This window comes from Erwinia pyrifoliae DSM 12163 (assembly GCF_000026985.1).
GTDB lineage: Bacteria > Pseudomonadota > Gammaproteobacteria > Enterobacterales > Enterobacteriaceae > Erwinia > Erwinia pyrifoliae.
The window spans coordinates 1,530,885-1,544,867 of record NC_017390.1; the positions used below are offsets into that span (position 1 = coordinate 1,530,885).

The 13,983-nt window shown below is 54.6% G+C and carries 12 protein-coding genes; 5 read left to right on the forward strand and 7 right to left on the reverse strand.

What is annotated here, in order from left to right; genetic code table 11:
* Positions 1 to 3 precede the first annotated feature (3 nt).
* The 5 genes from EPYR_RS06765 to yeiP form a co-directional block, all read right to left on the reverse strand.
* The gene (locus tag EPYR_RS06765; protein WP_012667654.1) at positions 4 to 1,812 is read right to left on the reverse strand and encodes an extracellular solute-binding protein; all 1,809 of its coding nucleotides are present in this window, start codon (positions 1,810 to 1,812) and stop codon (positions 4 to 6) included.
* Positions 1,813 to 1,899: 87 nt separating this feature from the next.
* Positions 1,900 to 3,507, reverse strand: coding sequence for a cyclic di-GMP phosphodiesterase (locus EPYR_RS06770; protein ID WP_012667655.1), 1,608 nt, complete (start codon positions 3,505 to 3,507; stop codon positions 1,900 to 1,902).
* 282 nt (positions 3,508 to 3,789) lie between these two features.
* Positions 3,790 to 4,362, reverse strand: coding sequence for a bifunctional murein DD-endopeptidase/murein LD-carboxypeptidase (gene mepS, locus EPYR_RS06775; RefSeq protein WP_012667656.1), 573 nt, complete (start codon positions 4,360 to 4,362; stop codon positions 3,790 to 3,792).
* A gap of 492 nt (positions 4,363 to 4,854) precedes the next feature.
* The gene (locus EPYR_RS06780; protein ID WP_012667658.1) at positions 4,855 to 5,562 is read right to left on the reverse strand and encodes a phosphatase PAP2 family protein; all 708 of its coding nucleotides are present in this window, start codon (positions 5,560 to 5,562) and stop codon (positions 4,855 to 4,857) included.
* A gap of 154 nt (positions 5,563 to 5,716) precedes the next feature.
* Entirely contained in the window at positions 5,717 to 6,289 is a 573-nt protein-coding gene (gene yeiP, locus EPYR_RS06785) for an elongation factor P-like protein YeiP (protein ID WP_012667659.1), read from the reverse strand.
* 178 nt (positions 6,290 to 6,467) lie between these two features.
* Here yeiP and EPYR_RS06790 point away from each other — a divergent pair, with 178 nt between their 5' ends.
* From EPYR_RS06790 to fruA, 4 genes are all read left to right on the forward strand, one after another.
* On the forward strand, positions 6,468 to 6,722 hold the full coding sequence (locus EPYR_RS06790; protein ID WP_012667660.1) for a YkgJ family cysteine cluster protein: 255 nt from the start codon (positions 6,468 to 6,470) through the stop codon (positions 6,720 to 6,722).
* Positions 6,723 to 7,046: 324 nt separating this feature from the next.
* Positions 7,047 to 8,180 carry a fused PTS fructose transporter subunit IIA/HPr protein gene (gene fruB, locus EPYR_RS06795; RefSeq protein ID WP_012667661.1) on the forward strand — a complete coding sequence of 378 codons (1,134 nt, stop codon included), beginning with the start codon at positions 7,047 to 7,049 and terminating at the stop codon, positions 8,178 to 8,180.
* Entirely contained in the window at positions 8,177 to 9,118 is a 942-nt protein-coding gene (fruK, locus tag EPYR_RS06800; RefSeq protein WP_012667662.1) for a 1-phosphofructokinase, read from the forward strand. Before fruB ends, fruK begins: the two co-directional genes overlap by 4 nt.
* Before the next feature lie 16 nt (positions 9,119 to 9,134).
* Positions 9,135 to 10,823, forward strand: coding sequence for a PTS fructose transporter subunit IIBC (gene fruA, locus EPYR_RS06805; RefSeq protein ID WP_012667663.1), 1,689 nt, complete (start codon positions 9,135 to 9,137; stop codon positions 10,821 to 10,823).
* A gap of 89 nt (positions 10,824 to 10,912) precedes the next feature.
* On the opposite strand, the gene nfo is transcribed toward fruA, so the two are convergent.
* Together nfo and EPYR_RS06815 are read right to left on the reverse strand one after the other, a co-directional pair.
* The gene (gene nfo / locus EPYR_RS06810; protein ID WP_012667664.1) at positions 10,913 to 11,755 is read right to left on the reverse strand and encodes a deoxyribonuclease IV; all 843 of its coding nucleotides are present in this window, start codon (positions 11,753 to 11,755) and stop codon (positions 10,913 to 10,915) included.
* Between the two features lie 65 nt (positions 11,756 to 11,820).
* The gene (locus EPYR_RS06815) at positions 11,821 to 12,873 is read right to left on the reverse strand and encodes a YeiH family protein (protein WP_012667665.1); all 1,053 of its coding nucleotides are present in this window, start codon (positions 12,871 to 12,873) and stop codon (positions 11,821 to 11,823) included.
* Positions 12,874 to 13,034: 161 nt separating this feature from the next.
* Between EPYR_RS06815 and yieE the strand changes: the two genes are divergently transcribed.
* The gene (gene yieE, locus EPYR_RS06820; RefSeq protein ID WP_012667666.1) at positions 13,035 to 13,910 is read left to right on the forward strand and encodes a DNA-binding transcriptional regulator YeiE; all 876 of its coding nucleotides are present in this window, start codon (positions 13,035 to 13,037) and stop codon (positions 13,908 to 13,910) included.
* Positions 13,911 to 13,983: the final 73 nt, after the last annotated feature.

Here is a 13,983-nt window from a genome sequence, read left to right on the forward strand (position 1 = left end):
TCCTTAACGACGTTGTGCCGGCAACCGTGCGGCTTTATTGGCATCATACCACCAGTTATCGAAACCTTGCGTATAGGTGGGGCGTGTCGTTGGCATGGAAAATTTATTCCAGTAAGCGTAGCGATCGTCAGCGGTATACCACATCGGGATCATATAATAATTCCACAACAGCACCCGGTCCAGCACCCGGCCAAGCGTTAACAGGGCGTCTTTATCGCCCTGATGCTGAACAATCTGGTCGATCAGATTATCGACCAGCGGACTGCTCACTCCTGGAGTATTCCATGTCGAATTGATATAGGCCGATGCCCAGATAATCTTCAAGTTAGTATCGGGGGTGGCGAAAGCGAGGTAACGCGTTGGTGTCATATCGAAGTCGCGCTTGCGTAAACGTGCCAGATACTGCGAGCTGTCCACCTGGCGCAGATCCATCGTGATGCCGATACGTGCCAGATTATGCTGGAAGGGTAGCACCCACGAATAGTTACCACCGCCCGGCAACAGCAGTTCGAAGCGCAATGACTGACCGCTTTTCAGATTTACCAGCCGCTGATTTTTCAGCACCCATCCCGCCTGCTTCAGCAGATCCAGCGCCTGTAACAGTTTTTCACGATCGTAGCCGGAGCCATCCGTTTTCGGTGGCTGATAAATTTTGTCGAGTACCTCCGCCGGAAACAGGCCTTTTAACGGTGCCAGAATGGCGCGTTCTTTCGCATCGGGATAATCGCGCGCCGCATATTCGGTATTCTGAAAATAGCTGTCTACGCGTTTATAGGCGTTATAAAACAGCGCTTTGTTCATCCATTCAAAATCAAACAGCAGCGTGAGCGCTTCGCGTACGCGCCGGTCGGCAAATTGCGATTGCTGGATATTAAACGCCAGCCACTGGGTATCGGTGGCAACCGTATCAGGCTGTTGTTGTTTAACGATGTAACCGTCTGCAAAATTGCTGCCGCTATACTGGGTTGCCCATTTTTTGGCGGAGCCTTCGCTACGAAAATCAAATGCTCCGGCCTTAAACGCTTCAAACGCAACGTTATCATCGAGATAGTAGTCGTAGCGGATGCTGTCAAAGTTATAACGGCCTTTATTCACCGGGAGGTCGGCCGCCCAGTAATTTTTTACCCGCGAATAAGTGATTGACTGGCCCATTTTCCAGGCGGTAATCCGGTAAGGACCGCTTGAAGGAGGGGGGACTGACAGCGGGTCGGCAAGGTTATGATCCGTCCAGAAATTTTGCGGATAAACCGGCGTGGAAAGCAGGGAAAGCATCTGGTCGCGATCCGGTTTGGGTAAATCAAAACGCACCTTCAACCGAGAAATCACCTTTGCAGTCACGCCTCTATAAACCAGGCGGTATTGAGGAGTGCCCTGGGTCATAAACATATTAAATGTGAAGGCCACATCTTCAGCGGTAATCGGCGAACCATCCTGAAAACGCGCCTGCGGATTAAGGGTGATTTCTACCCAGCGGTAGTCGTCCGGATAGCGGGCAAATAGCGCAATCAGCGGATAGAGGCTGCCCGCTTCATCGTTTGAAAAGACAAACAGACGATCGTACAGCGTTTCAGTGCCCACGCCGGGATTACCACGCAGTGCCGAACGGTTGAAGTTATCGAAGGTTCCTATTGCTGAGAGCGTCACCGCGCCGCCTTTTGGCGCAGCCGGATTGGCATAATCAAAGTGGGTAAAGCCGTTGGCATACTTTGCCGTACCAAGCTGGGCGAAGCTTTCACCCTGATTGATTTTTTCAGCGTGAAGATAGCCAGCGGGCAGGCTGAGCAGGGCAAGTAGAGCAATACGCACGATCATGATTTGACTGGCTCCGGCAGTGATGAATTCACTTTGTGTTATATAAAAACGTGTGGTTCAGAGAATGATATTAACCGCTATTTTTGATCAGTGTGGCACGGGCGAAATGTTCGGGCCAGCGCAATCCGGGGCAGGAGCTTGCCACTGAATGAAATACTCGGTTAGCCGCGCCACGGTAAGAGGGCGGCTGTACAGATAACCTTGCAGATGGGTGACCCCACGGTCGATCAGCCATAAAGCCTGCTCTTTGGTTTCAACGCCTTCCGCAACCGTTTTCAAATTCAGTTTTTTCGCCAGTGCAAGCACCGTATCCAGCACCTGAGAAGTGACCGTCTTGATGCCGACACTCTGTACAAAGCCACGGTCTATCTTGAGGTAGTCAAAGTGGAACTTTTCCAGATAGAGCAGGGCGCTGTGACCGGTGCCAAAGTCATCAATGGCAATTTTAATATTTTGTTCACGGATCCAGTCAAACATTTCATTGGCGTTGCTGTCCGACACCATCGTGCGTTCCGTTATTTCGAAGATATATTCAAAATGGTCAACGGGCATCATCGCCAGCCATTCATGCACATCTTTGCAAAAGCCCGGGCTGGTCAGGTGATTAGGGGAGAGATTAAGCCCCAATTGGGTACCGGCTGGCACCACATGGCGCAAACTTTGGGCGTCCTGAGCAATCAGGGTAAACAAATGGCGCGTGAGCGGCACAATCAGGTTCTGCCCTTCGGCATAACTGATAAATGCATCGGCGGGTATCGGTCCCTCAGTGGGATGGGTCCAGCGCAGCAGAGCTTCCAGTCCGTAGGGTTTAGCGCTGTGGGCGGCAATAATGGGCTGGTATTCTACGTGAAATTCACCGCGCTTGATCCCCTGTAAAATCTCTTTGCCATGGCGCGAGCGCAACGCAAACAGCAGGTAGCAGCCGCAGGCGATAATTATCCCGATTAACAGCCCGGACAGTACGATAATATGCAGATCGCGGTTGGGCAGCGTTTCACCGTACAGGTACAGCGTCATTGGGTAGCCGGGAATGACAACACGCCGTAGCGGATCGGGCGGCAGCGCGCGCGCGTTCACTACCTGTTCGTTCCAGGTAGTGATGGCCGTATCACCGGTGACAATGGCCACTCCGCTGTTCTCATGCTGACGCGATGTCAGCAGCAGATAGGGGGCCATATTGATATTCAGGGTGGTCAGAATGCCGCTGCCGGGAAGCGCGGCGTTTTTCAGCCACAGCACCATGGCTGGTTTATCCTTTTGCATTGGCGTAGCGGAAATCAGGTGAGTATCCGTCGATTCATTTGCATTGGTATAAGGGGATATCTTATGGATATCCATGCTCATCGTGCCGGTAGCCGATGAGCAAACGACATTATTGTGATTTACCAATAAAATAGCGCGGATATTGGACGTCAATGCTGCCCGCTCGGCTAAGTTGTCGCGTACCCGGTCGCAGTTGGCATTGGTTTCCGCCTGCAAAGGCAGCAGGGTTTGTTGCAGTTCTCTCATAACGCGAATGAGGTAGTTCTTGCTATAGTTGACCAGTCGGTCGTGATCTTCAGAACGTTTGTGCGAGGTGACGGCTATTGAGCAACAGATAAAGAGTAGAAAAACAATAAAGCCGATACTCATACTCAGAAAGGTGACTCTGCGCGGCTGGATAACATGCCGTCTGACGGTGGTAGATAATGGCATAGAGTCATTTCTCTTGTTTTAGCCTGTATCGGGTGCAAATTACTTATGCGAGCGCCATTAAACGAGGATATAACGCGGTGGGCAGTTTGTCTCTAACTTATTGAAGCTTATCAATACCTTTAATTTTGTTCGCCTAAAGCGATAACAGTGTTAAAGACGCATTTATCTGGTGCTATCGGACAAATACAGGTACATCAGAATCGAAAAAAGTTCCAGCAATAAAAAAACGCTGCCACAGGCAGCGTTTTTTATCTCGGTTTCGCAGAGTTCAAGGGGTGGAAATCAACTTTGCGTTCGGCTCAGTACCCGACGTGCTTCACGGTATCGGCTTTTCCAGTAGGCGTCATTTAGATTGGAAATCATCACGCCACTACTGGTAGAGGCATGAACAAAATTGTCGTTACTGAGATAAATACCGACATGTCGACCGGTGGAACCGGCACGAAACATCACTAAATCGCCGGGGCGGAGTTTGGTGCGCTGAATGCTTCTACCCGTGTCTTCCTGCTGCCATGTTGAACGTGGCAGTTCAAGAGCAAACTGTTCACGGAACGTGGTCTGGACAAAGGCGGAGCAATCAATGCCGCTTTTACTGGTACCGCCAAGACGGTAACGTACACCTTTCCAGCTGGCATATTGATCCATCAGGCGGGATTTAATATCCACATTCTGAACCATCTGTTCGAATTCATCCTGAGACGCTTGCAGTAAAAAACCGTTTTGGTTTTTAACTGCATGAGTATCAGTTTGTACATTGTGTCCGCTGTTCGAACTACATGCTGACAACAGTGTCGCTAATGCGACAGCGGGGAGCGCCCGCAGGATATATCTCAGAAAAGGTTGAGACGTGACCATTATATGTGTGATCCCTTGAAGTCCTTAACGACGGAGTCGTTAGAAAAGAGCGAAAACGAAACGAGATTAAATGAGTACATCGTGGTAAGACAATTCGTAAAAGGTTAAGAAGTGTAAATAAGCGCACTTCAAAATGTAAATTACCGCAATAATTTAGCCTGCATTATCTGACCGAAGTCGAGATTACCCGATTGCAAGCCGCATGGCGAGAGCTTTTAAGCACTTTCTTAGAGTTTCTTAGCTGTGAAATCGCAATGCAATAAATTGGCTGCAATAACGCGCGCAACTCGCGCTATAGAGCCAGTTTGAGGACAATTCTTGCTCGAATGGGGGAGTGGCGGCGCATGACCGGCCTGCATCAAGGAAGAGGTGAAGAGGCCATCAGCCGCTGGTGATAAAATGTGGCTGTCAGCAGCGCGAAAGCCGCTGAGGATGTCAGGTAAGCGGGGGCAGCGGGCCATAAATATGCCAGCGCCCGCTGCGGACGAAATATTATTTCACCGGTTTGTATTTTCCCGGCAAATGGCGATATAGCCAGTTCACCAGATAATCGCTGGCCGGGGTAAGCAGCCACCAGCTCATACCAACCAGCGCAATCGAGAGAGATCCGACGGCAATATCGGTAAACCAGTGCGCGCCGATCATCACGCGTGGCAGGGCAAAGAGCAGCACAATTAATACCGCGACGGCAAAAGCGCCACGGGTGAAATAGCGCAGCATAAAGCAGGCGAATATCATCAGCATTAAGCCGTGGTCGCCGGGGTAGCTGTCAGCGGAAGAATCCTTGGTCGGAATGCCGGTCAGCTCTGCCACATGGTTCACGTCCGGGAAGAAACGGGTTGGGCTGGGGTGCGAAACGGGGATCAGATGGCCGAGCTGGTTTAAACCTACCGCACTGATAAGCATAGTGATGCCGATGGCGAACATGCGGCGACGACCTGCGGGCGTCTGCCTCCGCCAGAACCAGAGATACAATCCGCCCATCGCCAGCAGCGATACGCCGTCGAAAGCCCGGAAATTGGTGATCGCCACCAGCCACAAAAGAGTCGGACTGGTGACCATATGCCTGTTGAACCAGTAGAAAATCGTTTTATCTATGATAAACCACAGGCCATGATCGGCTGGCAGATACCAGGAGAAAAACAGCAGCAGGCCGACTGTATTCAGCAGCAGGATGATCAATATACGTTTAAGAGTCATATCTGTTCAGAAATCTTCAGCAAAATCCGTTATTGGAGTATACGCGAGATAATAAACCAATATTAAGGCGAGAACTTGGCAAAAAATTCCAAAAGAGTGACGGATTATCACGTTAAACCAAAGGCGGCATTGGCGATGCCGCCTTTCGGGCTGGCTAGTCTGCGCGGCTCATATAACGGCGTTCCGGAACGTGAATGCGAATTTTGTCCCCGTTACTGAGGTACTCAGGCACCTGAATAATCAGGCCGGTGCTCATGGTGGCTGGTTTCGTGCGTGCACTGGCTGAAGCGCCTTTAATGCCCGGCGTCGTTTCGACGATTTCCATGTCTACCGTTTGCGGCAGTTCCAGCGCCAGAATTTGTCCATCCATGGTCAGAACCTGAATCCCCGGAATGCCTCCTTCAGGCAGGAATAGCAGTTCTTCTTCGATCTGATCCTGCTTGAAGTTATAGGGGGTGAAATCCTCATCATCCATAAACACGTATTCGTCACCATCAATATACGAGAAGGTCACCTGACGGCGGCTCAGGGAGATGGTGTCGATAATCTCATCGCCTTTAAAACGCTCTTCAACTTTCAAACCGGTACGGATGTCGGTGAAGCGCATTTTGTAAAGCGTGGATGCGCCACGGGCGCTGGGGCTTTGAACGTCAATATCCTTAACTAACAGCAGTTTGCCATTAAGGTTAACGGCCATACCCTTTTTAATTTCGTTGGCTCTTGGCATAAAACAGGTCTCGCGAACAGGTAAACAGGAATTGATGGCGACACGTTACTCGCGCCCGCGCCGCCAGGCAAGATCTGCCTGTGTCATCCAGAGTAAAGCGCAGCTTTCTGCGGGGTGACAGGAATAGTATTCGCCCTGACGGGCTGCTATTGTCGCGCTTTGCATAGGGAGATAATTTGTGGAGTGTCGAGCCGCATGTGGGGCCTGTTGTACCGCCCCTTCTATTTCATCGCCTATACCGGGTATGCCGCATGGCAAACCGGCGAATACGCCTTGCATACAGCTGGACGCCCGGCTGCGCTGCAAGATATTTGGTTCTGCGCTGCGGCCAAAGGTCTGTGCCGGGCTACGGCCGCATCAGGAAATGTGCGGCAGCAGCCGCGAGCAGGCGATGGTGTTTCTGCTGGATCTGGAGGCGCAAACGGCTCCCTGAAGATGCGGGCTTGCGCATCAGCTGCCCGTCTCTGTAAATCTCGCAGCCGGGGCCGATCGCGCCCTTCAGCCAGGATCGGCCACGCCTTGCCGGTTAGCTGCAGTTTTCATTCCTGACAGGCGCATTTTTCCGAAAATGCACGATAAAATGTGCTGGCTGTCAAAAATCTGCTAAGTCGATTACGTTAAAACTTGCAACGAAACTGATAACCGTAACAAAATAATTGAAACGTTTCAGCGCCGTCTCTTCAGGTTGTTACTGACGTGGTTGCGCTTTTTTTCTCAAATAAGCTGAAACGATTCAAATTCAGCAACGGGGAGAACTATGTTCCAGCTAGAACTCAATGCCATCAAGCCCGGAGCACGGGCTGGCGACAAACAGGATGCGATTCGCCAGGTTGCTGCGGCGTTAACCGCCGCCGGAAACGTCGGCGCAGGCTACGTTGACGGTATGCTGGCGCGTGAGCAGCAAACCTCTACCTACCTGGGTAATGGTATTGCCATCCCGCACGGTACAACCGATACCCGCGATCTGGTGCTGAAAACCGGTGTACAGGTGTTCCAGTTCCCGCAGGGGATTGCCTGGGGCGAAGACCAGACGGCGTATGTGGCGATCGGCATTGCAGCGAAATCGGATGAGCACCTGGCGCTGTTACGTCAGTTAACCCATGTGTTAAGCGATGACAGCGTGGCGGAACAGCTTAAAACTACCGATTCAGCTGAAACCTTGCGCAGTATCCTGATGGGAGAAAAGCTGGCCGCTGAATTTAAATTTGATACCTCGCTGATTGCGACCGACGTGGCCGCCAGCGATCTGATGACGCTGCAGGCGCTTAACGCCGGACGTTTACAACAGGCTGGTGCAGTAGATGCCTCCTTCGTCACGGGCGTCATTTCGACTAAACCACTCCATCTCGGCCAGGGCATCTGGCTAAGCGACTGCGCTGATGGCAACCTGACCAGCGCCGTCGCGGTCAGCCGTGCGGCTAAACCCGTCGATATACAGGGTGAAGCGGCAGCGCTGCTGATCACCGTTTCCGTTGCCGACGACCAGCCAATGACCGTGCTGAACTACTTAAGCGACCTGGTGATTAAACAGCAGGCCGACCGCCTGTTGCGTGCAGATGCCGCCGGCATTCTGGCCTTACTCACCAGCGAAGTGTCCGTGCAGGCTGATTCGGTGACCGAAGAGTTTACCATCCGCAACGAGCACGGCCTGCATGCCCGTCCGGGCACCGCGTTGGTCAGCGTTATCAAGCAGTTTAACTGCGAGGTCAGCGTGATAAACCTTGACGGCAGCGGCAAACCGGCCAACGGCCGCAGCCTGATGAAAGTCGTGGCGCTGGGCGTGAAAAAAGGCCATCGGCTACGCTTTACCGCCAGCGGTGAAGATGCGCGCCGCGCGCTGGATGCGGTCGGTGAAGCCATCGCCGCAGGCCTGGGCGAGGGGGCAGCATGAGCAGACGCGTAGCCACCATCACCCTTAATCCTGCCTATGATCTGGTCGGATATATCCCGGAAATTGAGCGCGGCGAAGTCAACCTGGTGAAAACCACCGGGCTGCACGCGGCAGGAAAGGGGATTAACGTTGCCAAAGTGCTGAAAGACCTGGGGATTGACGTTACGGTCGGCGGCTTCCTCGGGAAAGAAAATCAGGACGGCTTCCAGCTGCTGTTTAGCGAACTGGGCATCGCTAACCGTTTTCAGGTGGTGGAAGGGCGAACCCGGATCAACGTCAAACTGACGGAAAAAGAGGGCGACGTGACCGACCTGAACTTTTCCGGTTTTGAGGTGACGGCGCAGGACTGGGAACGTTTTACCACCGATTCACTGACCTGGCTTGGCCAGTTCGACATGGTCTGCGTCAGCGGCAGCCTGCCGGCCGGGGTCGATGCGGAGGCATTCACCGCGTGGATGACCCAGCTACGCAGCCACTGCCCGTGTATCATTTTCGACAGCAGCCGCGAGGCGCTGGTTGCCGGGCTGAAAGCCGCTCCCTGGCTGGTAAAACCAAACCGCCGCGAACTTGAAATTTGGGCCGGGCGTAAATTACCGACCTTACAGGATGTGATCGCCGCCGCCCATGCGCTGCGCGAACAGGGTATTGCGCATGTGGTTATTTCGCTGGGTGCCGAAGGGGCGCTGTGGGTCAATGCCTCTGGCGAATGGTTAGCCAAGCCACCAGCTTGCGAAGTGGTGAGCACCGTAGGAGCAGGCGATTCGATGGTCGGCGGGCTGATTTACGGACTGCTGATGCGTGAATCCAGCGAGCACACGCTGCGCCTGGCGACCGCCGTGGCGGCGCTTGCCGTCAGCCAGAGCAATGTCGGCGTCACCGATCGTACGCAGCTGGCCGCGATGATGGCGCGTGTCGACTTACAACCTATTAACCACTGACAGCAGGAGACACATAATGAAAACGCTGCTGATAATTGATTCTTCACTGGGACTGGCCGCAGGTTATCTGGCCAAAAAAATCACCAGCGCGGCAGCAGCCAGCGCCGGGATCGCGCTGACTGATAATCCGGCAGAAGCCGACCGTGCGATCGTTGCAGGTAAAAACATACCGGCAGACAGCGCGCTCAATGGCAAAGCCATCTATCTGGCGGACATCGAGCGGCTGATACATCAACCGGCGCAGGTGCTGGCACAAGTGCAAACGGATGCCCAGCCCTACAGTGCACCCACGGCCACGGCGGCAGCTCCCGTGGCTGCAGGCAACGGGCCAAAACGTGTGTTGGCGGTGACCGCTTGCCCAACCGGCGTGGCGCACACCTTTATGGCGGCAGAAGCGATTGATACCGAAGCGAAAAAGCGCGGCTGGTGGGTCAAGGTTGAAACCCGTGGTTCAGTGGGTGCAGGCAATGTCATCACCGCTGAAGAAGTGGCGGCGGCCGACCTGGTGATCGTCGCGGCGGATATCGAAGTGGATCTGGCGAAATTCGCCGGTAAACCGATGTACCGCACCTCAACCGGCCTGGCGCTGAAGAAAACCGTGCAGGAGCTGGACAAAGCGGTAGCGGAAGCCAGACCTTACCAGGTGCAGGGGGGCTGTCAGAGTGCTCAGCCAGAAAAGAAAGAGAAGGCCGGTGCTTATCGTCACCTGTTGACCGGCGTCTCCTATATGCTGCCGATGGTGGTTGCGGGGGGGCTGATCACCGCCCTGTCATTCGCTTTCGGTATCACCGCGTTTAAAGAACCGGGTACGTTGGCAGCCGCGCTGATGCAGATTGGCGGTAACACCGCCCTGGCACTCATGGTGCCGGTGCTGGCGGGCTTTATTGCCTTCTCAATTGCTGACCGTCCTGGCCTGGCACCGGGCCTGGTAGGCGGAATGCTGGCCACCACGATTAATGCCGGTTTCCTCGGCGGGATCATTGCCGGTTTCATTGCCGGTTATGCCGCGAAGTTCCTCAGTTCGAAACTGAAGCTGCCAACCAGTATGGAAGCGCTCAAGCCGATATTAATTATCCCGCTGGTGTCCAGCCTGGTCACGGGTTTGCTGATGATCTACGTGGTCGGTAAACCGGTTGCCGGTATCATGTCTGGCCTGACTGGCTGGCTTGCCAATATGGGCACCGCCAACGCCGTGGTGCTGGGGGCTATCCTCGGTGGCATGATGTGCCTTGACATGGGTGGCCCGTTGAACAAAGTGGCGTACGCTTTCGGTGTGGGGCTGCTCAGTTCGCAAACCTATGCGCCAATGGCGGCGATCATGGCTGCTGGTATGGTGCCACCGCTGGCGATGGGCGTGGCAACGCTGGTTGTGCGTAGCAAGTTCAGCAAAAGTCAGCAGGAAGGAGGCAAGGCGGCATTGGTACTGGGGATGTGCTTTATCTCTGAAGGTGCCATTCCGTTTGCCGCCCGTGACCCGATGCGCGTACTGCCCTGCTGTGTTATCGGTGGCGCGGTGACCGGGGCGATCTCCATGACTATCGGCGCCAGGCTGATGGCACCACACGGCGGCCTGTTCGTGCTGCTGATCCCTGGCGCCATCACGCCAGTGGTGGGTTATCTGCTGGCTATTGTCGCCGGTACGCTGGTGGCTGGCCTGTCTTACGCGCTGCTGAAACGCCCGGAAACCGAGCTGGCTCAGGCCTGATTGCTGCATAAAAAGGGTTGGCCGTATAGCACACCCTTGATACAGGCTTCAGCCTGATAATGACGGAGCGTTATACGCTCCGTCATTTGTTATTTCTGTTCTGACTTCAACCAGGCAATTTCATCTTTCCAGATATCCGGATTGACCGTTTCCAGAATCATTGGAATACCATCAAAGCGCTTATCCTTCATCAGCCAGCTGAATACCGTCTTACCGATATTGCCCTCGCCCAGACTGTGGTGACGGTCGACCCGGCTGTTAAACTCACTTTTAGCGTCGTTAAGATGCATACCGCGCAGATACTGGAAACCCACGATGCGATCGAACTCGGCAAAGGTGTTGATACAGGCTTCTTCGTTGCGCAGGTCGTAACCGCCGGCAAAAGCATGGCAGGTATCAATACACACGCCAACGCGCGATTTATCTTCCACGCCGTCAATAATCGCCGCCAGATGCTCGAAGCGAAACCCCAGGTTACTGCCCTGACCGGCGGTATTTTCGATCACTGCGGTCACGCCAGCGGTTTTATCCAGCACGATATTGATCGACTCGGCGATGCGCTTCAGGCACTCATCTTGCGTAATCTGCTGCAAATGGCTGCCGGGATGGAAGTTAAGCAGCGTCAGGCCCAGCTGCTGGCAGCGGGTTACTTCATCAAGAAAGGCGTCGCGTGATTTCTCCAGCGCTTCCGCCGTCGGATGCCCCAGATTAATCAGATAGCTGTCGTGGGGCAGGATCTGCGCCGGGGTATAGTGGTGTTTTTCACAGGCGCGGCGAAAGGCGGAAATCACTTCATCAGTGAGCGGAGCCGCGCGCCACTGGCGCTGGTTTTTGGTAAAAAGGGCGAAAGCCGTGGCTTCCAACTCCGCAGCGCGTTCTACCGCCCTATCCACGCCGCCCGCTGCGCTGACGTGTGCGCCAATATATTTCATGCCGTTCTCCTGTTAATGACCTGCTTAATGGCAGGCAGGCCATGATAACCGGAAAAAGAGCGAAATTATGCCATCAAATGCCGCACCAGCAGATTGATTGCACCGCCGCCGCCCATCAGCCAGATAAACAGCACCAGTCCCAGCAGCAGCGGTTTGAAACCGGCACGTTTCAGCGCGGCGATGCGGGTGGTTAGCCCCAGCGCGGCCATCGCGGTGGCCAACAGCAAATTATCCAGCTGATTAATGTACGCTATCCAGTGCGCTGGCAGCAGATGCAATGAGTTAAACAGCGTGACGGCGATAAACAGCAGGGCAAACCACGGGAAGGCAATCGGGCCGCTGTGGCCGGGGCCGTCGCTGCGCTGTACCCGGGCGGCCAGCAGCAGCAGGAAGGGGGCAAGCAGCATCACGCGCAGCAGTTTGGCTATCACCGCAGAGTTTTCAGTTTCGGCGCCAACCGCGTGCCCGGCGGCGACCACCTGTGCCACCTCATGCATCGTGGAGCCGATATACACACCATATTCACTGGCGCTCACCAGCGGTAACAGGTGGCTGACCAGCGGCCACATCAGCGGATAGATAAATATCGCCAGCGTGCCGAAAATCACCACGGTAGCAATCGCCACGGCGACTTTGGCCGTATCGGCTTTGATCAGCGGTTCGGTGGCAAGAATGGCGGCAGCGCCACAGATGCTGCTGCCGGCACCAATCAGCCAGCTGGTATCGCGGTCGAGTCCCAGCAGGCGCTGGCCTAGCCAGCAGGCGAGAAGGAAGGTCGAGCCGAGCGTCAGCACATCGATAATCACGCCGCTTATCCCAACATCGGTAAGCTGTTGTAGCGTCAGACGGAAGCCATACAGCACGATACCGGCGCGTAACAGCTGCTGTTTCGCCAGCTGCGTACCGCTGTCACAGTGCGACGCAAGGCGTGAATAAAAAGTGTTACCCACGATAATGCCGCCGATAATCGCCAGCGTTAACGATCCCACCCCCAGTGCGGCTACGTGCGGCAAATGACCCAGTGAGGTGGCCAGTACGGCGATGGTCACAGCCAGCAGCAGGCCGGGTATATGGCGGGCGGGATTTTGCGCGGGTGGGTTGGTGGTCAGTACGCTCATGATGCTTCTCCGGTGGCAATACCTTCATCATGAGCGCTGCTGGCTTAAAAGAGAAATTGATTATATATTTATAACCAACCACTATAAGCGATAAAGCGGCGTCCGCAGCGTCATCCAGCCTGGCTGATGCTGTGCAGCGGCAGACGATGAAAGGACAGGAAATGCACATTACTTTGCGCCAGCTGGAAGTATTTAGCGTAGTGCTGAAAAATAGCTCCACTACTCAGGCGTCACAGGTGCTGGCGCTGTCGCAGTCGGCGGTCAGCGCGGCGCTGGCGGATCTGGAAGGGCAGCTCGGCGTGCTGCTGTTTGACCGGATAGGCAAACGACTGGTGATTAATGAGCACGGTCGTTTGCTCTACCCACGCGTGGTGGCGCTGTTGGAGCAGGCGCTGGAAATCGAGCAGTTGTTTCGTGAAGACAACGGCGCGGTTCGTCTCTCGGCCAGCAGCACTATTGGCAACTATCTGCTGCCGGGCATGATTGCCCGCTATCGCCGCGATTATCCCCATCTGCCGCTGGAACTGAACGTGGGTAACAGTCAGGAGGTGATCGCCGCCGTTGCCGATTTCCGCGTCGATATCGGTCTGATTGAGGGGCCTTGTCACAGGCCGGAGCTGGTCAGCGAACCCTGGCTGGAAGATGAACTGGTGGTCTTTGCCGCGCCGGGCGCAGACATTCTCAGCCGCCCGGTATCGCTACAAAGCCTGGCCGTTGCGCCGTGGATCCTGCGTGAACAAGGCTCCGGCACGCGCGAAATCGTTGATTATCTGCTGCTGTCGCATCTGCCGCAGTTTACGCTGGCGCTGGAGTTAGGGAATTCCGAGGCGATCAAGAATGCGGTACGCCACGGGATGGGCATCAGCTGCCTGTCGCGCCGCGCGATTGCCGAACAGCTGGAGCTGGGGACGCTGGTTGAAGTGGCTATCCCGTTGCCCGAACTGAAACGCACGCTGTACCGCATTCATCATCGTCAGAAACATATTTCCAAAGCTCTCAGTCGCTTTCTTAGCTATTGTACGGAAGAGGCAGATTAAGTACGCATTACGCCGATGTTGCGCTCATTTCTCACATCGGGCGCACGGCTCTTCTAATAATCTGTAGCGGATC

Bases quoted from the DNA above. Each gene is read 5' to 3' on its own strand.
- fruA (WP_012667663.1), top strand. From the start codon at position 9,135: ATGAAAACGCTGCTGATAATTGATTCTTCACTGGGACTGGCCGCAGGT.
- EPYR_RS06765 (WP_012667654.1), bottom strand. From the start codon at position 1,812: ATGATCGTGCGTATTGCTCTACTTGCCCTGCTCAGCCTGCCCGCTGGC.
- EPYR_RS06815 (WP_012667665.1), bottom strand. From the start codon at position 12,873: ATGAGCGTACTGACCACCAACCCACCCGCGCAAAATCCCGCCCGCCAT.
- EPYR_RS06780 (WP_012667658.1), bottom strand. From the start codon at position 5,562: ATGACTCTTAAACGTATATTGATCATCCTGCTGCTGAATACAGTCGGC.
- nfo (WP_012667664.1), bottom strand. From the start codon at position 11,755: ATGAAATATATTGGCGCACACGTCAGCGCAGCGGGCGGCGTGGATAGG.
- fruB (WP_012667661.1), top strand. From the start codon at position 7,047: ATGTTCCAGCTAGAACTCAATGCCATCAAGCCCGGAGCACGGGCTGGC.
- fruK (WP_012667662.1), top strand. From the start codon at position 8,177: ATGAGCAGACGCGTAGCCACCATCACCCTTAATCCTGCCTATGATCTG.
- yieE (WP_012667666.1), top strand. From the start codon at position 13,035: ATGCACATTACTTTGCGCCAGCTGGAAGTATTTAGCGTAGTGCTGAAA.
- yeiP (WP_012667659.1), bottom strand. From the start codon at position 6,289: ATGCCAAGAGCCAACGAAATTAAAAAGGGTATGGCCGTTAACCTTAAT.
- EPYR_RS06770 (WP_012667655.1), bottom strand. From the start codon at position 3,507: ATGCCATTATCTACCACCGTCAGACGGCATGTTATCCAGCCGCGCAGA.
- mepS (WP_012667656.1), bottom strand. From the start codon at position 4,362: ATGGTCACGTCTCAACCTTTTCTGAGATATATCCTGCGGGCGCTCCCC.